This is a genomic window from Ignavibacteriales bacterium (genome assembly GCA_015709675.1).
Classification (GTDB): domain Bacteria; phylum Bacteroidota; class Ignavibacteria; order Ignavibacteriales; family Ignavibacteriaceae; genus H2-BAC3.
The window spans coordinates 981,530-1,003,001 of sequence record CP054182.1 but is presented as its reverse complement, the minus strand read 5'-3'; the positions used below and the strand labels follow the sequence as shown (position 1 = coordinate 1,003,001).

The window sequence follows — 21,472 nt, the reverse complement described above, 5'->3', positions numbered from 1 at the left end:
CATTCCGCTTATAATCTGCTGCCTTAAAACATGGCAGCATATCAGCGGATGAAAATAAAGGAGCTGCCCTGATGAAAATGCTTGCACTTCTTCTTACCATTACCGCCATGACTCTGGCCCAGAGCCCGGGTCCCTGGACCGTGCTCAACCCCTATCCCACCGGCAACACGTTATATATCGGTTCCGCCCCCTCTGAAAATAAATATGCCGTGGTTTCAGCACAGGGTGAACTTTTTATGACCACCGACGGCGGCGTTAACTGGACCCAGCAGGTGCTCCCCGGTGACGGTATATACCGCAGTCTTTACTTTCTTGACAACAACCTCGGCTGGGCTGCCGGTGCGCTTAACGGAAAATTCAGCCGTACCACCGACGGCGGTCTGACCTGGATTCCCATCACCATCGGACCCGACACCACTAAGTATGACATCCACTTCATCAGTGCAACTACCGGATGGTCTGTCGGATTCAATGGCTTTATCATTAAAACCACGGACAGCGGCACATCATGGTTCTCACAGACAAATACTTCCGTTACAAACAAAACCCTTTACGGCGTTTTTGCAACCGATGCGAACACCATATATGTCTCTGGCAACTCTGATGCATTTATCAAATCAACCGACGGCGGTACCACCTGGGCGCAAATGCCTCTGCCGGCCCTGGGCAACACAACTGAATTCCGGGGTATATATTTCCCTCCCACCGGAACCGGCCTGACCGGTTTTGTGGTCGGCCACAGAACACGCATTCTTAAAACCACCGATGGCGGCGCTTCATGGAATGCTGTATTGAATGCAGGCGGAACCACACAGCTCTGGAGCATTCATTTTAACTCGCAGGGAGTCGGGCTTGCATCAGGAGCAAGCGGACTGGTTTACCGCTCAACCGATATGGGTTCAACCTGGTCTCAGGTTAGCGGACTGAATACCTCTGTTATATATTACAATGTCCGTTTCTCATCAGATAACGTTGCATACCTTGCCGGGGGATCAGGATATATGTATAAATCAACCGATGCGGGAGCAACCTGGCAGCCGCTTAACCGCAGATTTACCTCAAGCCGGCTAAAGGATATAGCATTCCACACCGATCATCTGACCGGATGGGTTGTGGGGGCAAGCGGATACGTTGCCAAATCCACCGACGGCGGATTCTCCTTTACCCCCCTCACCTCAGGCAGCTCGCTTGAACTGAATGAAGTAAGCGTTCCCTCAGCAAACCACGCATATATAGCAGCGTATGAGTCCAAAGTTGTGCGCACAACAGACGGCGGAGCAACTTTTACGGAACTGCTTACCGGACTTCCCTCCACAACACAGCTTCTTGCAATTGATTTTGTAACTCCCCTCATCGGATATACCGCCGGCACCAATGGTGCCGTTGCAAAAACCACGGATGGCGGCAACACGTGGACGAATGTAAGCATCCCCGCAAACACTTCACTGCTCTGGGATATGGATTTTGTTGACGAGGACTTCGGCTGGATTGCCGGCACCGGAGAGAAGATATACGCAACCACAAACGGCGGTCAGACCTGGACGGAGCAGCTTTCCAACGGAGGGCTTGGCACGTACGGAATCTCATTCGCAAATAAATTTACCGGAGTTGCCGGCGGAACCGGAGGCAATACCTTCTATACCACCAACGGCGGACTGAACTGGTTCCCGGCAGAAACCCCTCCTGGTCAGACTGTATGGGGAATTCACATTGTTGAATCACCAACCGGCACCTTTGCCATGGCTGCATGCGCAAGCGGTTATGCATATATATCCACAGACGGCGGTAAAGTCTGGGCTCCCGAACCCCGCTACACCATCTCAACATTTGACGATGTATGGATGACCGATGCAGCCCATGCATGGATCTCAGGCAACAGCGGAATTGTTATGGGCTATTATGAGCCCTCCAATGTGCCGGTTGAGCTCACCTCATTTACCGGCTCCGTCACCGGATTTGACATCACACTCCAGTGGACAACAGCCACTGAGCAAAACAGCAAAGAATTCCGCGTTGAACGAAGCTTCAACAAAAGCGGATGGACTTCAGCCGCAACCCTGGCGGGAAACGGCACCACAGCTGAACCCCGCTCATATATATACACCGATAAAAACCTTGCCCCGGGCAGCTACCGCTACCGGCTGATTCAGACTGATTATAACGGTGAGGAAAAAATCTATCCTCTTGATCAGGAATACGAAATCGGCGTTACTTCTTACTCACTGGAGCAGAACTACCCTAATCCGTTCAATCCGGTAACAACCATTACGTACTCTGTCCCCTTCAGCGGGCATGTTATCGTAGCGGTCTATGATATCACCGGAAAAAAGATACGCGATCTGGTTAACAAAGCTACCGAAGCAGGAAGACACACCATCGAATTCAGCGGTGAAGAATTGTCCAGCGGTATTTATTTTTTACGGATGACAGCAGGTGAGTATAACAGCATCATAAAAATGACCATGCTTAAATAATTTTGAATTTTGAAGTGTGAATTTGCCAAATAATTCCTAAACCTCATTTCAATAGCTCCCGGCTTTAGCCGGGAGCTGAATTATTATCAACCCTGATTTCACATTCCCTTTAATCCCATCATACCATTTCAATAGCTCCCGGTTTTATCCGGGTGCTGAATTATTATCAACCCTGATTTCATATCCCGTTTAATTCCAGCATACCATTTCAATAGCACCCGGTTTTAACCGGGTGCTGAATTATTATCAACCCTGATTTCATATCCCGTTTAATTCCAGCACCCCATTTCAATAGCTCCCGGCTTTAGCCGGGAGCTGAATTATTATTAACCCTGATTTTATATCCCCTTTTATTCCAGCATACTATTTCAAGAGAACCCGGTTTTATCCGCTGACTGAATAATCAATTCTCTGCAGTTGTACCGGCGGTTCGTTTGAGCCCCTGCAGGTAAGCACTCCGGTTTTCTTTTCAAGCATTAGTATATATGCCGGGGATGAGGTCCCGCCGTCAGTCATTCTGCAGTCAATAAGCAGATGGCATTCATTTTCTTCAATTACTGAAATTTCCCCGGTATAGTGCACCGAACGCCCGTCTTCTTTGTTGGTGTGTACCAGTTCACTCTTTCCGTATCCCAGCAGTGTTAACTGAAAGTCAAGCGCCGGCACGGTAATTCTTATTCCGTTGATTACCAGATCCCTGCCATGCTGGTTTTGCAGTGTGTAAGATTGCTGCGTGCCTTCATATATACCATGATAGATGTCCGGCAGTTTTTCCGTATTCTCTGTAACTGCCCTGCCTGCGTTCACTGTGCTCAGCGAGGCCGTCAGCATACTGCTTAATACTGACATTCTGTTGATCGAACTGTTTCTGTACATAACCCATAACCCTTACTATTAAATATATAGCCAGGAAATAATAACCATCAGTATCATGAGCGCTATTGAGATAGAAATAATAACGAATACCGCCGGCTTGATAATCTTAATCCAGGAATAATCTGCCCTTTTTGTTAATGGAGGATGCTTTCTACCGCAGCGTAAGCAGCGTTCTTCTAATACATTCACCTCACCCTCGCAGAGTGAACATACCTGATCTTTTTTTAACTGCATTTTTTCTTATGAGTAATCCTTCAGCTAAATCTTCCTCTGCTCGTAAATGCTAATGCCTGATGATGCCGATTAAGTTAATAATGAATAATCTCAAACTCCGGTTGTCCTTCCTGCTGTGCGGCGGCTTTACCGCTGTTTTTTTGAAAGCGGAGTATGTAGCTCTGACTGGTTTTATTCCAGTCAACAAACCGGGCGCTTAATTCAAGTATATCCTGGGAGTTTTTTGCGATGGTATAGGTCCCCTCATAATGGCTCACCGAACTATCTTTGGGATCCGTTTCTGACATCCATATTACCCCGTTTTCAATAAGGATAAAATTAACTTCCTTCCACGCGGAGATGTTCCTTCTGTCCGGACTCAGATTTGCTTCTGCTGCTTTATTTATAACGAAGTTGGGCTTAATCCCTTTGTAAACTCCGGCCAGATTCTCCGGTATCATTTTAATCGAGGAATTCTGGCTATCAGCCTGAGCAGTATCAGATGATGGCGTAAAACCGAAATCGCTGATATGAAAGCTGACAAACATGAGTGCGGTCAGTATAGTTATCCCCGTTATAATAAAAGTACGCCTCATCATAACAATCCTCCGTCTCCGGTAAGAGACGTTACAAAGCTGAACAGGTTTTTCTGCATCTTACCACCCCTGCAGCTTTCGCAAAATTAACCTGAAAAGTCCCGTCCTGGGCTGCGGCTGATCCTTCCGGCAGTATTTACACCTGAGTGCCTTTGAGGAAATCATTTCCCCGCAATGTTCACATTTCTTTTCTTTTTGTCTTTTTATTGTCATGTGTTCCTCCTTCATCCTCCCTTATCCCTTTCAAGGAAAGATTTTTTATGACAGCGCCAATTTATGTGCAGGGGGTTAATGAATGGATTAACAAGGGGGTTAATGAAAAGGTTAATTCAAAAGTATTTTACGTTTTAAGGAGATTTTCAATTTTTACCGACCAGACCTTTCCTCCATGAGGTGCAATAATGGCCGCATTCAAAAGGAAAACCGCCGCGATTAATGCAATAATGCTCTATCCGCATGTACTTCGATAGAGTTTTAGCAACTCAGCTTTTACTTCATTATGACAGTTTTATGACAAGAGGGAATAACTCTGATTGTAGGTTTAAAACAAACATTATAAAAAGGAGTTGTCATCATGAAACAGATTCTTTTATTCGCTTTGTTTGCCTTTTCACTCTTCTCTCAGTCACCTGTCAATAAGGGAGCAAAAGGACTGAGCGGTCAGGTTCTTTATAATTCCACCAGTTCAATGTCTGATCATTCTTCATTGCTTGATATCAGTCCGGCCGGGTTTTGTTTTGTTTCCGGTCAGCTTGAGTTGGGATTGTCACTTACCTGGCAGCGCTATTGGGAGGATGAAGTAACAGTCACTACCGCTGGTGCTGGTCCTTATGTAAACTTGTATCTGATGAAAGAGGGGCAGGTACTCCCATATATTGGTGCAGGATTCAACTTTTTGGAAAGAACCATGACTGTTGATAATTCCTATATCAGGAACTACAACCAAACATCTATACTGAGAGAACTTAATCTGAGCTTAGGATTACTTGTCCCTATAAGCAATAGTGTTTCACTGACACCAATGCTGCATCACAAATGGTACTGGCAGAATAAAGACAGCTTTGGCGATTATAAAGAGTTTATGATCGGGGTCGGACTTAAAACATTCCTGAACTGAAAAAATACACGGATCAGATTAGAAATTCCGGTCCGTGTATATCCGGGCAGTGAATATATCACTAACTTCGTGTACCCCCTCTACGCCTGTTTCAAAACACTGCAAAAGCAGGGAGGGGATACTGATTTTTACTTATTGCTTTACACTACCGTATTTCATTTTTCATTTTTCATTCTTCATTACAAGGTGTATTTCATCACCGCAACTTTTCTGCCATCCATACTGGCATATTCCGTCAGTTCCCATCCAAGCCTCCGGTAGAGGCTTTCAGCAGTATCAGTATAAAGATACAGTGTTTTATGTCCTCTGGTTCTGGCAAGACTCTGAATATAGCGGCATAAGTCAGCGCCATACCCCTTGCCCCGCTCCTCCGGTATAGTATATACCCTGGCCAGCCAATACCGGACGGTTTTGTATTCCGGGCAATAATCCAGAAGATTAACCTCATCGGATATCCCTCCCGCGGCAATTAAGCGGTCCCCCTTCAGCAAAATTACCTGAAACAGAAGGTTATCATTGATGGATTTATTGAGCCGCTGGAACGTTTTCTCCCTCGGGACTTTCCACTCATCCAGATACCAGTCCGCCTGCTGGGATATATATTGGGTATCATCCAGCGTTAACAGCCTTTGCTGCAAATTTTCAGACATCAAGTTCGTCGCCTGTCTTCCGGCTTTTGCTATATCCGTTCTGCCACGCAGTTATAACAGCCCGGTTTTGCGTTGTGGATATGAATATATGCAACATCATTGTTTTCAAAAGTCTTGTGAAGCTGGTCTTTAAGGGTCTTTCCCTCAACAACCGAAGCGCTTATCATCATGCCGTTTTTGTCATACCCTCTCAGCGAAAGGAGACGATGAAGCAGCATTACGGGGATTTCGTTTACTTGCGGACTGGCTGTTTTTGCCCCCTTTCTAACAAAAATGGGACCGGCTGACTGGTAGGGTGAATTGGTTTTATGATGTTTATAGGGGAGTAATATAACTTCTTCCCCGACTTCGGCATCCTCAAGACTCACCCGGCAAGGGTAACCCGGCTTTTCATCAACGGTCATTCTTACCGCGCCAAGCTTGCTCAGCTCTGAGTCTTCCATACCGAAGAGACTGGTGAATTCTGAATCCGGAAGCGCTTTTATAATAAAGTTTGTCATAACATATTCCTCTTTACTAATTGTTGTTTAATAAAAAAGATGTTACGCCTGAATCCCCCGCCCCATACCCCCTTAGTCTGGCAGCAGCTTGGTAAGTCATCGGGAATTCAGCATTTCAATTATACGGAAAAATCACATCCCGATGCCGGTTGTATGTAATTTTTTTCCCTCTGGTGAAAAACCATTATTTACCCTGCCGGCTTACTATTTCATTTATCCAGATTGGTGCAAACGGAGAGGTGCATCCCTTGGAAACAGGATAGTCCCGGTATATACCAAGTTTTTCTCCGATCTCCAGCGCTCTTTTTCTGAACTCAGGATGGTGAATACCGCAGTAAGCCAATGCAAAATTCATAGTCCACTGAACTGCCGGAGCTGCTTCCGGCATTTCTGTTTCAATTCTGTCTAAAATCTTTTTCAGATCGAGACCCTCAGCCCCTTTTGCTATTTTACTCGCAGTTAAGCTCCATCCGCACCGTGCCTGCCAGGGGTTGTCTGAATTCATCCAGATTTCACGAAGCTGTTCTTTATGCGGAGATTCCTTTAGCAGATACGAATTAAACCAGTCAGCCACCCAGTCCAGCCCCAGGTCAGCAGCCATATCACTAAGCTCTTCTGCTGAGAGTTCTGCCGGTTTCATAATCAGAATAGCCAGAAGCCGCGCATCATAATTTCTGGTTTTCCAGAGCTCCAGCCCGAGCTGATGATTGGTTTTAATCTTCTTAGCGAGAGTTCTGATGTCACCGGTTTTCACGCCAAAGAGACGGTCAGGTTCCGCCCCGCTTTTTACCTGGTGCTTGTGCATTTTTTCATTTCCCAAAGCTTTGAGCTGGGAGAGGAGTTCGGTGGTGGTCATATTCTGCTTATATCATTTTCGTTAACGGTAAGAAGATCAAGATTCTGCTGTCAATCTTTTTTGTTGATGACAAATTTGAATTCTTTTGATTAATGTTTAATGTCAGCGAGTGACTCAATGAAATTTTAACCGGAGTTTGAAGGGCAAAATACTTAAAATCGCAATAAAAACCATTCCTGTTTGTACTTCTTTAAAACAGGCAAAAAGGAAAATTGATCTGCTTCTCTTTGAATCACCAGTCCTGATATTTTCTCATTTCGGAGTTTCCTGAAATTATATCGGATAGTAATCAAAACGTAAATTTTCTCAATTTGCCATTAAAAGAAGCAGTTTGCATTTAAACATTTTCTGATTAATTTTCTTTTTACAATTTGACAAAAGGGAAATGTTCATGAAAAAATCTCTCCGGTTATTTGTTGTTATTCTTCTTTTTGTTCCAGTGCTTCTTTTTTCCCCGGGCTGCGGCGGGGGCGGATTTATTGATGTTTCATCTTTGAAAGATGAACTTAATGTGTCTGAAATTCCGGGCGCAAAAGAATATCCAAACGCTGATGCCATTAGGATATTAGAGCGGCATGAAACTGAGCTGACCATTACCTCAGACGGATATGTTAACACACAGGAAAAAGTGCACATCATTCAAAAACTCCTTAAGAATATTGACCAGTATGCCTTTATCGAAATTGATCTTGGAGGCGGTCAAAAATTAGAAAAAATAGTGGCCAGAACAGTTAAAGCAGACGGAACAGTTATTGAACTTAAACCGGAAGATTTTCTGCTTTCTTCCGGCTCGTCTGATGCAAATTCATTTTATACCGATGAAAAAAGCGTTAAATTTACTTTCCCCGCAATCGAAAAGAACTGCATCATCGAGTATATTTATACCATCAAAAAAGGTTTTGCATTCCGTTATGATGTCTGGTTTACACAAAACACTGTTCCGATTCTTAAGAATGAGTATATACTACGCTTTCCGAAATTGCTCATCCTGGCAAAGGGCTTAGGAGGTGCCGGGTGGAACTGGAACTTTAAACCCTATAATCTTAACCTCCCCAAACAGGTTACTGATGAGGGTATTAAAAACAAGGACCTTGCACAGCCCATGACCGTAACATGGACTCTCAATAACGTTGAGGCATTTGAACCCGAACCCAATATGCCTGCCTGGTCGAATTATATCGGGCATGTTCGCTTTGCTCCTTCCGATTGGAAATCCTGGAATGATATCTCAACCTGGTACTACAAGGAGCTGTTTGAGCCGCAGGTGGAAACCTCATCAAAAATTAAATCACTTGCTGAGTCACTCACAAAAGATCTTGCGTCTGATGAAGAAAAAATTGAGGCGCTCAACCATTATGTGAGAAATATGCGTTATGTTTCAATAGTGCTTGGAGATGGAGGATTAGTGCCTAATCCCCCCTCAAAAGTAATTGAACGGAATTATGGCGATTGCAAGGATAAATCCACACTGCTTGTAAGTCTGTGCCGTTCGATTGGGATTACCGCAAAACCAGTATTGGTCTTGACCGAAGACCGTGGAGAAATAGATGAAAGTTTTGCTTCCTGGCGCTTTAATCACATGATTATTCAGGCAACCACTTCATCCGGAAAATCATACTTTATTGATGCAACCGCTGAGTTCGCGACTCTCACTGACCTCCCCGTTGGCGGCGAGGGTGTTAAAACATTAGTGATGAATTCAGACGGCAAAGCAAGTTTTCAAAAAACTCCGGTTTCCACCGCTTCTGATAATGTCACTACCTTTAATGCTGATATACAGATTAAGCCGGACGGGTCAGCGGAGATGGATGTTACTATTCTGTATAAGGGAAATTCGGCGCAGGAGGCGCGTTACAAATTAAAAGACCTTACCAACGATGAACTTGCCAGGCACTGCGGCAATTATATTGCCGAAGATTTCATCAATGCCAAAATTGATAATATATCTCATACTCCGGTTGACTCTGTCTATTCGGAAATGAAGCTTCAGTTTACTGTTTCTTTTGCATCACTGTTTACCAAAGCTGCAGATTTATCAATGGCAAGAATTAATCCGTTTCACATTTTTAATCAGTATTCCTGGTTAAAGCGGGAAAAGAGGTCCTATCCGCTTTTGTTGCCATATCGTTTCACTATCAATAAAAATATCACCCTTCAACTCCCTGATCAGTACTACGAACTGCGGAGTATGCCTGAAAAATTATCTCTCACCAATAAAAATATGGAGTATGATACCCGCTATCAGGATTTAGGAGGAGGAAAACTCAGATTTCAGGAAACTTTTTCTCTTAAAGAAAACAGAATAACCCCGCAGTATTATTCTGAATTCAGGAATCTTATTGAACAGATGAAGAACAAATCAGAAGAAAAGATTGTCCTGAATAAAAAGTAGTGAACATAATATCTGCAGAAAAACCCCGGGGTATATCATTCTCCGGGGTATTTATTTCTCAGTGCGGTCAGCAACGGCTGATATTTCGGTCTGCAATGGTTTTTCATCATACTCATAATTCTAAGATGATTTTCCTTTTAGCTCGATCCGAAACCTAGGAACCGGCATTATCTTTGTCTTCTGCTTGTGCATTCTTTCATTACCCGGTTCTTTGAGTTGGGTGAGGATATCTGTGTTGGTGGTTAAGGTTATTATTTTAAGATAAATTCGTACTATTATTCATCGATGCATTGTCAAAAATTCTTTTACTGTCTTTTTTATTGCAAGTATTAAATTCAGATTAAATCCCGTCATGATCAATAAATTGTTATTGACGCATTCTTCCATATAGCCGATTTTCCTCTTAATTAGAATCGAACAGCGCTGGCAGTCGGTAATGCGTCCAGCGTAATTCTTGACGCACTGTGTCAAATTTTGAAAAGCACCGTAAAAACTGCGCATATTTGTCCGAAAGGTTTTTTCTAAAAGTTTATACAAACCTTTTTCAGAACCCCCGTGTTAGCCCGGATGCCAGCTTTTTCTGAGCCCCTTTTCTTTCTCCCGCCACTGATTCTCCCTTCATCTTCTCAATAATCTGGCGGACTGCATTTCTTAAAGAACCGTACTTGCTTCTGACTTAACTGAAGTGTGAATATGGCAATTTTTGCTTTTTTCCGAATAATCCGCGGGAAGCATTTTACTGTCCTTTTTCTTCCCAAATTATTCCCCTCAAGGACAGCAAGGACAATAGCGACACCACAGGAATGAGAATAATCCGCTAATTTCCCAAATCACCAAAGCCTCCATAAAATTCTTCATTTTTCATTCTTTATTATTCATTAAAATTCTCTCCCCCTTTTTCCGTATTTTGAGGCATAATTTTTCTTAAAATTATACTAACACAACATCACAGTAAACGGAGTCCTCTATGAAAACTACCAAACAGGAAGCCCTCGATTATCATAGTTCAGGACGTAAGGGAAAAATTGAAGTTAACCCCACCAAGCCATGTCTGACCCAGCGCGATCTTTCATTAGCTTATACCCCAGGAGTTGCTGAACCCTGTCTTGAAATTGAAAAAAATCCGGAGCTTGCTTATTCTTACACCGCCAAAGGTAACCTGGTTGCCGTTATCAGTAATGGCACAGCAGTCCTTGGACTGGGCGATATCGGTGCCCTGGCGGGCAAGCCGGTCATGGAAGGCAAAGGTGTCCTCTTCAAACGCTTTGCCGATATTGATGTTTTTGACATCGAACTGAATTCCCACGACTCAAAAGAAATCATCCGCGCGGTGCAGATGCTCGAACCGACCTTCGGCGGCATCAACCTGGAAGACATCAAAGCCCCCGAATGCTTCTACATCGAAAAGGAGCTGAAGGAGACTATGAATATCCCCGTCTTCCACGATGACCAGCACGGAACGGCAATCATCTCCGGCGCGGCACTCATAAACGCCTGCGAAATCGCCGGAAAGAACCTCTCAGAAATCAAAGTGGTCTTTAACGGCGCCGGTGCCTCCGCAAACGCTTGCGCAAATCTCTACTGCATGCTCGGCGTTAAAAAAGAAAACATTATCATGTGCGATACCAAGGGCGTTATATATAAAGGACGCACTGAAGGCATGAATGAATTCAAGGAAGTATATGCACAGGATACTCCTCTCAGAACTCTTACCGATGCATTCAAAGGCGCAGATGTGTTTGTTGGTCTTTCTGTCGGCAACTGTGTAACCAAGGAGATGGTAAAGCTCATGGGTGAACACCCGATCGTGTTTGCAATGGCGAACCCTACACCTGAAATCTCTTATGAAGACGCGCTCGAAGCCCGTCCCGACCTGATCATGGCAACCGGCCGCTCTGATTATCCGAACCAGATTAACAACGTTCTAGGTTTCCCTTTCATCTTCCGCGGAGCGCTTGATGTAAGAGCAACTGCCATTAACGACGAAATGAAACTCGCTGCTTCTCACGCTCTCGCCGAACTTGCAAAGGAAGAAGTTCCTGAAGTTGTACGCCGTGCATATCAGGGGCAGGAAATAAAATTCGGCAAGGAATATATAGTACCCAAACCGTTTGATCCCCGAGTACTCACTTATGTAGCCCCGGCCGTTGCAAAAGCCGCAATGGAGACCGGTGTTGCTAAGAATCCCATTGAAGACTGGGATATATATAAAGAGTCACTTCGCGAACGGCAGGGACTTTCAAAAGAAATTATCCGCCGCACTATTGAAAAAGCAAAGAATGCTCCGCGCCGGATAGTATTCCCCGAAGGCAATCAGTATAAAATCATTAAAGCTGCTCAGATACTTGTTGAAGACGGCATAGCAAAACCGATTCTTATCGGAGATCCTGCTGAAATCCGCGGTATCATGGAAGAACATCAGATGCCTGATTTTGAATTTGAGGTTATTGACCCGTTCAAATTTGACCGCATTGATGAATATGCAAATGAGTTTTATGCAATGCGCCAGCGCAAAGGGCTCACTCTTCAGAACGCGAAATATCAGATGCGCAAAGGCAATTACTTCGGCGCGATGATGGTTAAGAAAGGTGAAGCAGACGGAATGATTTCCGGTCTGACAACATTCTACCCTGAAACCATACGCCCCGCGCTTGAAGTGATTCAGCTTGCAGAAGGTGTTAAACGTGTATCCGGAATGTATATCGTTCTGGTCAAAAAACATGTTTACTTCTTTGCTGATACAACGGTTAATGTTGATCCAACCTCAGATGAACTTGTTGAAATAGCTCATCTGGCAGCTGAGACTGTAGCGCGCTTTAATACCGTGCCAAAGATAGCAATGCTTTCATTCAGCAATTTTGGTTCGGCTCCGTATCCTGTTTCAAATAAGGTGCGGGAAGCAGTTGCTAAATTCAAAGAGAAATATCCCGGTATCATGATTGACGGAGAAATGCAGGCAGACACGGCAACTAATCCTGAAGTTCTGCAGCAGTATTTCCCCTTCTCTACCCTTAAAGGCAGAGCCAATGTGCTTATCTTCCCTGGTCTTGCATCAGCCAATATATCGTATAAACTGATGGCACAGATCGGCGGAGCGGATGTAATCGGACCAATCCTTATGGGTCTGAGCAAACCGGTGCATATCCTTCAGAAAGGCGCAGAGATTGAACATATTGTAGATATGGCAGCTATTGCTGTTGTTGAAGCAAACGAAAAGTTCAATCACCAGTAAAAGTAAAAAGTTACTTTAAAACTACAAGCCCCCGGTATCTACCGGGGGCTTTTTATTTTCATACGGATCCGCATCATACCCGGCTGATTTTTTTACCGCAGACTATATACGCAATTCGGCAAACTTCCATAAGTTTTTCCTGTCAACCCGGTGCACATCTGCATTATAGGTTTCTTTAAAATCAGCTGCTGATTTTATTTTAGCATCCGGTGAGTACTTAAACTCATAACCCGTCAGTTTGCCGTCTGCTTCTTCAATGTAATCAACTTCTTTTTGATCGTATGTTCTCCAGAAATATGAGTTCACTTTTCTTCCAGCAAATGAGTTTGCTTTCATCCGCTCTGCAATACAATAGTTTTTCCACAGCGCACCGGAATCCTGCCTCAGCTCGAGCAGATTATAATTCTGCAGCAGAGCATTACGGATGCCTGTATCGTAAAAGTAAATCTTTACTGACTTTGTAAGTTCTTTGCGCAGATTCCGTGAAAAGGCACGCAGCCGGAAAATCACATAACTCTGCTCAAGCAGATCTATATATTTCTGAACGGTCAGTCTGTTTATTCCCAGTTTTACCGCAAGTTCGTGATATGATACTTCACTGCCAACCTGAAGCGCCAGTGAGATCAGCAGATCATTAAGCACACTTGATTTTTTTATCCCCTCATACCTGAGCAGGTCGCGGTATAGGTAACTTGAGGCAAGCTGGTCAAGCCGCTCTTTTGCAAACTCATCGGTCGAAAGATATATTTCCGGATATGAACCCAGTCTCAGCAGTCTCTCAAGCTGAGCATCTGCTGCGAACCAATCTCCCTGTTGCCTGATTTCAAGTATGCTGAGCGGATAAAGCAGATACTCTATTGTTCTTCCCGTCATCGGCTCGGCGGTCATATACCGCAGATTAAGACTTGATGATCCTGTTGCCAGTATCTGCGTCTCCGGCATCTCATCAGTCATCAGTTTCAGGATTTTTCCTATGTCTGGAATATGTTGTGCTTCATCCAAAACAACCAGCCGTCTGCCGCCCAGATACGACTTCAACTTATCCGGCTCTGCCTCGCGCAGATTCTGCTCAACTGAGAGTATCTCACAGTTCAAATAGCGGGCTTCATCCACATATTCCTGCATGATGGATTTCACAAGCGTGGTCTTGCCCGTTTGTCGTGCACCATATAAAATTATGGTCTTACCCTGGAATAGGCGGGCTTTTATCCTGTCAGTAAGAATTCTGGTCAGCATACTTATTTAAAAATGATATTTGAATATCAAAATTTACGAAAATAATGATATCGTAATATCAAAATTAATCTAAAAAATGATATTTGAATATCAAATTTTACTTAAAAATGATATTTGGACGAATATCCTTAAGAATCACTCCTCCGGTGGTGCTTCTGCCTGCTCCACTTTTTCTCCGGTTTCCGGTTTAGCAATCTTTTTTCTTCCGGCTTTTTTAAGCGCATCCTGAAGCAAAAACTCTATCTGCGCATTGATAGAGCGGAGGTCGTCAGCGGCCCATTTTTCAAGAGCGGCATAAACCGAGTCATCAATGCGCAGTAGAAATTTCTTTTTCATTATGAATGCAGCGTTCCGGTGTTAATAACCGGTGTGGCTTCTGACTCAGAAACAAGAGCCACCAGCAGGTTATTCACCATGGAAGCCTTTTTCTCTTCATCAAGTGTAACAATATGCTGAGCGCTAAGCTGATCAAGCGCCATCTGAACCATACCAACCGCTCCCTCAACAATCTTCTGACGGGCGGCTACAACTGCCTGCGCCTGCTGTCTGCGGAGCATTGCCTGCGCAATTTCCGGTGCATAAGCAAGGTGTGTCAGGCGGGCTTCCATTACCTCAATACCGGCTACATGAAGGCGCGACTGAAGATGCTCCTTTAACTGGTCTGCAATTTCCTGCGGTGTGCCACGTAATGAAGGTTTATCCTCCTGATCAACATCATAAGGGTATTCGGATGCGAGCGCGCGTATGGCGGTCTCACTCTGAATTGCGACAAACTGCTCATAATTCTGCACATCAAAAAGCGCACGGGCCGAATCAACAACGCGCCAGACGATCACGGCTGCTATTTCAATCGGGTTGCCGTGCTGATCGTTTACTTTAATCTTGTCGCTGTTAAAGTTTCTGATTCTTAAAGAAACAAGATGCTTTGAGGTGAATGGGTTTGCCCACCAGAAACCTGACTTTGCGGCTGTGCCAAGATAATTACCGAAAAGAACCAGAACCCTGGAGTTGTTCGGCTGTACGATAAAGAACCCGCCGAAACTGATAAAAATAGCCAAAGCAACCGGAATAATAATCCAGAGATACATCGGGATATCATATGTGGCTGCATAAATAGTAAGGAGCACATCAAGTACTCCGGCAATAATAACCAGCGGAAGCATAATGAATCCGCTAATATTACGAACGGGACGATCAACTATGTTTTGCATGACGGTTTTCCTGTATTTTGAAAATTGACATCAGAATGATATCATTTTTATATCGAAATGTAATCATTTTTTAGATAGCCGGCAAATTCCGCTAAACGAACGGTAAAAAGAATTCCATGACCAGAAATACCTCCCCTCCTCAAAGGTAAGCGGGAGAGACAGGGGGCAAATGGGAGAATTAGTTCACTGATCAAAATATTTCTGAGGGGTTTAATCTGCGGTTTTATTATATTAGACGGATATTCTGTTATTTTTCAAACAAAACCCGGCTTTGTCGAGGAAAATAAGGAGAGTTATGTATTACTTTGCCTACGGCTCAAATATGGATGAGTCACAAATGAGGTCTAAGAAGGTGGCTTTTACTAAAAGAGAAAAGGCGATCCTCTATGGCTATTCCATGTCATTCAGCAAAAAAACCACTAACGGAAGCGGCCGAGCCACAATTCTCCCTTCAGAACGGGAGAGTTTTGTCGAGGGCGTTTTATATGAGATTGATGAACGGGATCTGGAAAAACTGGATAAACCCGAACGATACCCGACCCACTATTCACGTATTGAGGTTACTGTTTCATGTGCAGAAAATCCCTCAGTAAAGGCTATTGCTTATCAGGCAAATCCCCAGTTTGTTCAGGATGGCCTGAAACCGATGCAGGGATATCTCGAATCGCTTCTTGCCGCCAAACCATTCCTTTCAGAGGATTATTATCAAAAACTTGCCTCCGCTGAATATATCCCCCAGCAAAAAAGAAGAATCAGCAAGGAAGTAGAGATTTATTCTGAAAAAATTATTGCCGCCGGCAGGACCTACTTTTTCGATATAAAACAGAGCGGAAAAGGGGATTATTACATCGCTATTTCGGAAAGCAAAAAAACCGCCGAGGGCTTTGAACGTCACAGGGTAATGATTTTTGCCGATCATATGCAGGAGTTCACTGAATCCATCATCAGCCTGAACGCCAAACTGCTTTCCATCTTGGAGCAGTCAAAAAGCGCCTGATATTATATATCCCCTGCTTTCCCCCGACGGGAAGGCAGGGCTGTGAGCAGCAGTGAGAAATTGCACTCACCCGGCCAGCCCTGCCTTTCTAAAACGAGACCTCCTCAAGAATAATTTTCAGGTGCATTTTATTACCAGCCTTGCTATATTTTGCAATAAAATAAATGAAAGAAGGAAATGAAGAAGGCTCTTAAAATAACCCTTTATGTAATTATTGGCCTGTTCGTGGCAATTCAGTTATACCCCGACGGAATACCGAGAGAAAATCCGCCGGTTGAGACCGTGATTGAATGGCCTGATCAGCAGGCAAAGGAGCTCTTTTATGCAGCCTGCGCCGACTGCCACAGCAATGAAACCAAATGGCCCTGGTACAGCTACATTGCACCGGCAAAATGGGCAGTAAAGAATCATGTGATTGACGGCAGAAGACATTTTAATATCTCAGTTCAGGGTTTCGGCAAAGATGCGCATGAAGCCGGTGAAGTTATCCGCGAGGACTATATGCCTCTTCAGGAATACACCTTAATGCATTCAGAAGCCAAACTAACCCCCGAACAGAAAGAACTTCTCGCAAATACGCTAGATCAAATGTTTGCAAAAGAAGAGTAAAAATACTGAATTGTGAATGGTAAATTGTGAATTGACAATTTATTTCTAATTACTTTACCTGCAGATAAATATTTTAAGCCATGTTTCACAAGCATGGCTTTTTTATTTTTAAAAATACCCTGGCTGTAATGCAGCATTTGCATTATTCCCTGGATGATAGCATTACATGCATAATTACATTCCATACGGAGATGCAAATTCAATATCTCTTTTGATGAAAAGCAGTATTATAATTCCCAACCTCTCCAATATATAGCGTCCCGCTAATTTACAATTCACCATTCACAATTCACAATTCTAATACGGTTTCCCCTTTTTCCGCTGTTCCGCGAGTGCTTCCATATACCAGCCGAATTCATTAAAGAATTTTTTGCCGCGGCGTTCGTAGTCACCGTTGACCGATGATCCGTCAGCGAGGATACTCTCATGCACCCGGGAGATCGGCAGGGATGTAGGAATAGGCGGGGTTTTTAATTCCGACAGGATGAGCCGCAGCTGTTCAGCGCCGCGCACTCCTCCGAAGGGTCCGGATGAGTATGATATAATGCCGCTGGGTTTAAAGAAATATTCTTCACGAAAATAATCAAGCATATTTTTTAGCGCGGGGGGAACGCTGTGGTTATATTCCGCGGTGATTACAATAAATCCGTCCGCCTCGGTAAACAATTCATGAATTTCCGTAAGACGCGGGTCCGGATCTTTCATAAAGCGATAAACTTCGCTCAGCATGGGCAGGTCATATACTCCCGCGTCTGCTACCATGGGCTGCCATCCTCTTTGTATGATCTGATTTTTAGCAAACTGCAGAACCCTCAGCCCTTCCCTGTTTTCTCCCATTGTTCCCGCTAGCAACGCCACTTTATACACTGACATACAATAATCTGATCCTGAAAAATATAATCAAAAAATAAAATAACTCTCCCTGCAAGATACTAATGAGAGGGTATTTCCAAAAAGTTATAATCCCGAATCACCGGTTCAAACAGAAAAGCCCGGGCTCCAAAACTGAACCCGGGCTTTTTTCCAAAAACAGCTTAATGAGCCGCCGGAATCGGTTTTATCTGAGCAGCACAGCTTTTTTAATTTCCACCGCCGCATTTCCTGCTGAACTTCCGGCAATCATGAACCGTACAAAATACACCCCGCTGGTATATCCCTGCATCATGACCTCAAATTCATGTGTGCCCTCGGCAAAATTTCCTTCGGCAAGTGTTTCAATCTTTTCTCCCAGTGAAGATATCAGTTCCGCGGTCACATAACCCGGCTGGTCAAGCAGGAGGCGCACTCTTGCCGACGGGTTAAACGGATTAGGATATATATCGGAGAGTCTGTATTCCGCGGGTGTATATACTTCATCCGTGCTGCTGGTGAGGATGCCCATAAATAAAAGCGAATCACCGCAGGCGGCTACATGCTGGCTGCCCGCCTCGGCTATAAAGGCGCTTGCTCCCGGGGCATAATGCGATGCCACAATATGCTCACGGTCATAGAGCCGGATGGTTGAGCCATCCTTGCCTACCACATACCCGGGATACGCAATTCTTGAGACCTTACCCCCCACGGAATCACTTGTCATATGGGCGGGAGGACTTGCCGGGTTTTGTATCGAATACACATGATACCGGGGCCCTTCAGCAACCACTAAAAGGTAAGCCCAGCTCTCCTCCGGATAGATAACACAATCATATACGAACCCCTGATACGTTATCAGATGAGTCAGAACCGGCGCGGCAGGATTGGCTACATTTACCACTTGCAGTCCTCCGCCAGCCGAGCCCAGTGCCAGGAAAACCCGGTTATCGTCTGCCATTATCCGCAGCGGATTTCCCGGGAGATCCGTTTCGGAAACCAGTGTGATAGCCATTGGGTTTGAAACATCATAGATAAAGAGCTTTGAAAAGCTTCCAGCGTAAACATACTGCCCGTAATGATACAGAACCCGCAAATCAGGGTTGGCGATTGAGCCCACAACTGACATGGCAGCGGAGTTGCTCACATCAATAATCTGCAGACCCCCGCTTCCGGCCGCCACATAAGCATAATTCCCCTTAACGTGCACACACTGATAATCACCGGTTCCGGCGAAACCTCCTTTATGTCCAATGGAATCGGGATAAATCTGGTAAACATGAAGCCCTGCGGTCCCTTCTGCCACATAGAGGTAAAAATTTGCGTAATCAACCCATTGACCCTGCGTAATATCCCTCTTCACAGGCATTACAAATGATCCCCCGAAACTCTGGGACAAAACAACCGAAGGGAAAAGAAACAACCAAAGAACAGCTATACGTTTCATGAACCGCTCCGTAAGAAATGAAAAATGTTAAGAAAAATTACGCAAATAATCATTTCTTTGACCTGCTATACCGCACGATGTGACCTGATATCACAACATTCTTCCGGGAAAGACTTTTACCCCGCGTATTTTTCATTAGCTGAAAAAAAAGTCTTAGATTGACGGTTTGAATTCTTAAGCATCCCCGGCAAAAGCTCTGATGCATTAACCATCACTAAATAAGGAGAAATATATCTTGGCAGACAAAGTAGTACATGAAGCAGCCATCAGCGCCGTTCAGTATCAGGAAAGTTCAATTGTAAGCAGACAGCTGATTAAAAAACCGAACGGAAACATCACACTTTTTGCGTTTGCAAAGGGAGAATCACTCACTGAACACTCATCTCCGTATGATGCAGTGGTTCAGATTATTGACGGCAGCATGGAAATAACCATTGGCGGAGTGCCATATATCGTAAAGGCTGGGGAATTTCTTATCATGCCGGCAAACATTCCGCACGGACTCCGCGCCGATGAAAACGCCAAAATGATTCTTACCATGATTAAATAAGGATCACGGATTATCCGGATTAAGGGATTTCACGGATTTTTAATTATGAAAATCCGTGCCTTTAATTCGTGTTCTGAATTCGTGCCCTTTTTGTTCTGCGATAAATGCTTCCGAACGATGCTACCTCATATGACTTTTTAATCGGAAAAATCCGTGTCTATAATTCGTGTTCTGAATTTGTGCGCATAATATTTCGTATTATATAATTACTGCTTTTGTATACAAACAAAGGGCTACAGAATACTTGTAACAGGCGGGAAAATAAAATATCAGTGCGATTTGGAAGGATTCAGATTATGATTTCTCTGTTCACGTTAAGCTAAAGTGCGCACGCAGAACCGCTGGTTAAATCATTCGCTTCATTTTATCTGCATATCCCCAAATCTGTCCGTGTTTTGGGTTCCCCTTTTTTGAAAGCTTATCAACATAGAATATCTCCCTGCTGCTGCCGTTCAGGATTTCCATCACATCATCGCGCAGGGCAGTGTATTCTTTCTCTAATCCTTTTGGCGGGTCACCCCATGCAGCGATTATTACAGCCGCTTCCTTTGCAAACTTTTTAATATACCTGAGATTTTCATTATCCGCGAGCGCTTCATTTCTCTCCTTAAGTCGTTCAGAGTAGGTTTCATAGGCAGGTATGAGATTAAGAATCACAACTGATCCGGCCCCTTTGAGCACCGGATTGGTTCTGCTGTTTTTATATATGTAGTTGGCGACATTAAATACCGTTTTATCAGACACCTCCCCTGTTGCACGGCTGGGATTTTTCAGAATTACCACAACGGTTTTCTCTCCGCCGGTATCAAACCGCATCCTCAGCCAGTAACGCCTGGTTTCAGTGCGCTTTAAGGCAACAGGACGAAGCACAAACTCCGGATGCAGATAGACCGGTTTCCGCTCTTGTTTTTTCTCTTTGCCGCTGCCTTTAGCCATGAGGATTATATGGTAAACCGGAGCCCGGCTCTTACCGGAATCAGTTGTATATACGAAGCTTCCCGGTAGAAAGTGAGAACGCTCAGCTCAATAAACATGTAAAACGGATGGGCAAATTCCAGATCTGCGCCTAACGAGAACTGGGTGGAGAAATAACTGTCCTCACCTCCGTCAGAACCGGACCGGAAGTCGCCGATATAAAGGGTGGTTTCTTCCAGGTTCTCAAACACTCTTCCAGCACCTGCGGATATATAAGGGGAAATCTGCGCGAAGGTAAGAAGGCGGGCTTTCAGGAAAATATTCGCGCTTACAAAATTTCTTCCGCCGCCGTCAATACGCCCCCCCAGCACGCCGGAGTTGCGGAAAAAGACTGCCTTATCCAGCGGTATGTTAATATATTCAAAAAATACCCCTCCCCAGAAGTTTCCTTGTTTGCTTTCTTTTGCCGCTGAAAAAGTAATGCCCCGCCCGTTCATATACAGTTCCTCAAGATCTGCCGGACGCTTAACCGTATAAGCCCCCGCTGAAAGTCCGAAGATGCTGGGTGTCTGAATAAACTGCGGATATATATCAGCCGCTAAAAGCAGCACCGCGGCTATGAAAACTGCCGTATTCTTCATAAAGGTAAAACGCGCTCCCTCCGGTAATTCTAAAATTATTGTCTGTAAATGTACGAATCCGCCTGATTATCGGGAACAGTTGTTCCATTCTGCATGGTTTTCCGCGTTCTC

General features: G+C 44.3%; 19 protein-coding genes. 7 read left to right on the top strand and 12 right to left on the bottom strand.

Features of this window, described 5'->3' with window-relative positions; translation table 11 throughout:
* Positions 1-71: 71 nt before the first annotated feature.
* Entirely contained in the window at positions 72-2,474 is a 2,403-nt protein-coding gene (locus tag HRU80_03670; GenBank protein QOJ28018.1) for a T9SS type A sorting domain-containing protein, read from the top strand.
* Positions 2,475-2,858: 384 nt separating this feature from the next.
* Here the strand turns inward: HRU80_03670 and HRU80_03665 are convergent, their stop codons facing one another.
* The gene (locus HRU80_03665; GenBank protein QOJ28017.1) at positions 2,859-3,350 is read right to left on the bottom strand and encodes a hypothetical protein; all 492 of its coding nucleotides are present in this window, start codon (positions 3,348-3,350) and stop codon (positions 2,859-2,861) included.
* Positions 3,351-3,658: 308 nt separating this feature from the next.
* Positions 3,659-4,162 (bottom strand): hypothetical protein, encoded by a 504-nt coding sequence (locus HRU80_03660; GenBank protein QOJ28016.1) that lies wholly within the window; start codon positions 4,160-4,162, stop codon positions 3,659-3,661.
* A gap of 571 nt (positions 4,163-4,733) precedes the next feature.
* Here HRU80_03660 and HRU80_03655 point away from each other — a divergent pair.
* Positions 4,734-5,276 carry a hypothetical protein gene (locus tag HRU80_03655; GenBank protein ID QOJ28015.1) on the top strand — a complete coding sequence of 181 codons (543 nt, stop codon included), beginning with the start codon at positions 4,734-4,736 and terminating at the stop codon, positions 5,274-5,276.
* Between the two features lie 179 nt (positions 5,277-5,455).
* Here the strand turns inward: HRU80_03655 and HRU80_03650 are convergent, their stop codons facing one another.
* The 3 genes from HRU80_03650 to HRU80_03640 all read right to left on the bottom strand — a co-directional run bounded on the left by HRU80_03650 (position 5,456) and on the right by HRU80_03640 (position 7,282).
* The gene (locus tag HRU80_03650; protein ID QOJ28014.1) at positions 5,456-5,926 is read right to left on the bottom strand and encodes a GNAT family N-acetyltransferase; all 471 of its coding nucleotides are present in this window, start codon (positions 5,924-5,926) and stop codon (positions 5,456-5,458) included.
* A 29-nt stretch (positions 5,927-5,955) separates the two neighbouring features.
* Positions 5,956-6,426: a DUF1203 domain-containing protein gene (locus HRU80_03645; GenBank protein ID QOJ28013.1), complete on the bottom strand. Its 471-nt coding sequence runs from the start codon at positions 6,424-6,426 to the stop codon at positions 5,956-5,958.
* 184 nt (positions 6,427-6,610) lie between these two features.
* Entirely contained in the window at positions 6,611-7,282 is a 672-nt protein-coding gene (locus HRU80_03640) for a DNA alkylation repair protein (GenBank protein ID QOJ28012.1), read from the bottom strand.
* A 391-nt stretch (positions 7,283-7,673) separates the two neighbouring features.
* On the opposite strand from HRU80_03640, the gene HRU80_03635 reads away from it, so the two are divergent.
* Together HRU80_03635 and HRU80_03630 are read left to right on the top strand one after the other, a co-directional pair.
* Positions 7,674-9,674 (top strand): DUF3857 domain-containing protein, encoded by a 2,001-nt coding sequence (locus HRU80_03635; protein QOJ28011.1) that lies wholly within the window; start codon positions 7,674-7,676, stop codon positions 9,672-9,674.
* Between the two features lie 967 nt (positions 9,675-10,641).
* On the top strand, positions 10,642-12,906 hold the full coding sequence (locus tag HRU80_03630) for an NADP-dependent malic enzyme (GenBank protein QOJ28010.1): 2,265 nt from the start codon (positions 10,642-10,644) through the stop codon (positions 12,904-12,906).
* 102 nt (positions 12,907-13,008) lie between these two features.
* Here HRU80_03630 and HRU80_03625 read toward each other — a convergent pair whose 3' ends face one another.
* From HRU80_03625 to HRU80_03615, 3 genes are all read right to left on the bottom strand, one after another.
* Complete coding sequence (locus HRU80_03625) at positions 13,009-14,142, bottom strand: ATP-binding protein (GenBank protein ID QOJ28009.1); 1,134 nt, start codon at positions 14,140-14,142, stop codon at positions 13,009-13,011.
* Positions 14,143-14,277: 135 nt separating this feature from the next.
* Positions 14,278-14,478 carry a hypothetical protein gene (locus HRU80_03620; GenBank protein QOJ28008.1) on the bottom strand — a complete coding sequence of 67 codons (201 nt, stop codon included), beginning with the start codon at positions 14,476-14,478 and terminating at the stop codon, positions 14,278-14,280.
* The gene (locus tag HRU80_03615; protein ID QOJ28007.1) at positions 14,478-15,353 is read right to left on the bottom strand and encodes an SPFH domain-containing protein; all 876 of its coding nucleotides are present in this window, start codon (positions 15,351-15,353) and stop codon (positions 14,478-14,480) included. Before HRU80_03615 ends, HRU80_03620 begins: the two co-directional genes overlap by 1 nt.
* A gap of 295 nt (positions 15,354-15,648) precedes the next feature.
* On the opposite strand from HRU80_03615, the gene HRU80_03610 reads away from it, so the two are divergent.
* Both HRU80_03610 and HRU80_03605 read left to right on the top strand, forming a co-directional pair.
* A complete protein-coding gene (locus HRU80_03610) occupies positions 15,649-16,350 on the top strand; it encodes a gamma-glutamylcyclotransferase (protein ID QOJ28006.1) in 702 nt (233 codons plus the stop codon).
* A 177-nt stretch (positions 16,351-16,527) separates the two neighbouring features.
* Positions 16,528-16,959, top strand: a complete 432-nt coding sequence (locus HRU80_03605) for a heme-binding domain-containing protein (protein ID QOJ28005.1) — start codon at positions 16,528-16,530, stop codon at positions 16,957-16,959.
* A 297-nt stretch (positions 16,960-17,256) separates the two neighbouring features.
* Here the strand turns inward: HRU80_03605 and HRU80_03600 are convergent, their stop codons facing one another.
* Both HRU80_03600 and HRU80_03595 read right to left on the bottom strand, forming a co-directional pair.
* A complete protein-coding gene (locus tag HRU80_03600; GenBank protein QOJ28004.1) occupies positions 17,257-17,832 on the bottom strand; it encodes an NAD(P)H-dependent oxidoreductase in 576 nt (191 codons plus the stop codon).
* A gap of 184 nt (positions 17,833-18,016) precedes the next feature.
* A complete protein-coding gene (locus HRU80_03595; GenBank protein ID QOJ28003.1) occupies positions 18,017-19,255 on the bottom strand; it encodes a hypothetical protein in 1,239 nt (412 codons plus the stop codon).
* A gap of 232 nt (positions 19,256-19,487) precedes the next feature.
* On the opposite strand from HRU80_03595, the gene HRU80_03590 reads away from it, so the two are divergent.
* Positions 19,488-19,805, top strand: a complete 318-nt coding sequence (locus HRU80_03590) for a cupin domain-containing protein (GenBank protein QOJ30443.1) — start codon at positions 19,488-19,490, stop codon at positions 19,803-19,805.
* Between the two features lie 345 nt (positions 19,806-20,150).
* Here HRU80_03590 and HRU80_03585 read toward each other — a convergent pair whose 3' ends face one another.
* Both HRU80_03585 and HRU80_03580 read right to left on the bottom strand, forming a co-directional pair.
* Positions 20,151-20,741, bottom strand: a complete 591-nt coding sequence (locus tag HRU80_03585) for a DUF1643 domain-containing protein (protein ID QOJ28002.1) — start codon at positions 20,739-20,741, stop codon at positions 20,151-20,153.
* A gap of 5 nt (positions 20,742-20,746) precedes the next feature.
* On the bottom strand, positions 20,747-21,361 hold the full coding sequence (locus HRU80_03580; GenBank protein QOJ28001.1) for a hypothetical protein: 615 nt from the start codon (positions 21,359-21,361) through the stop codon (positions 20,747-20,749).
* Between the last annotated feature and the right edge of the window lie 111 nt (positions 21,362-21,472).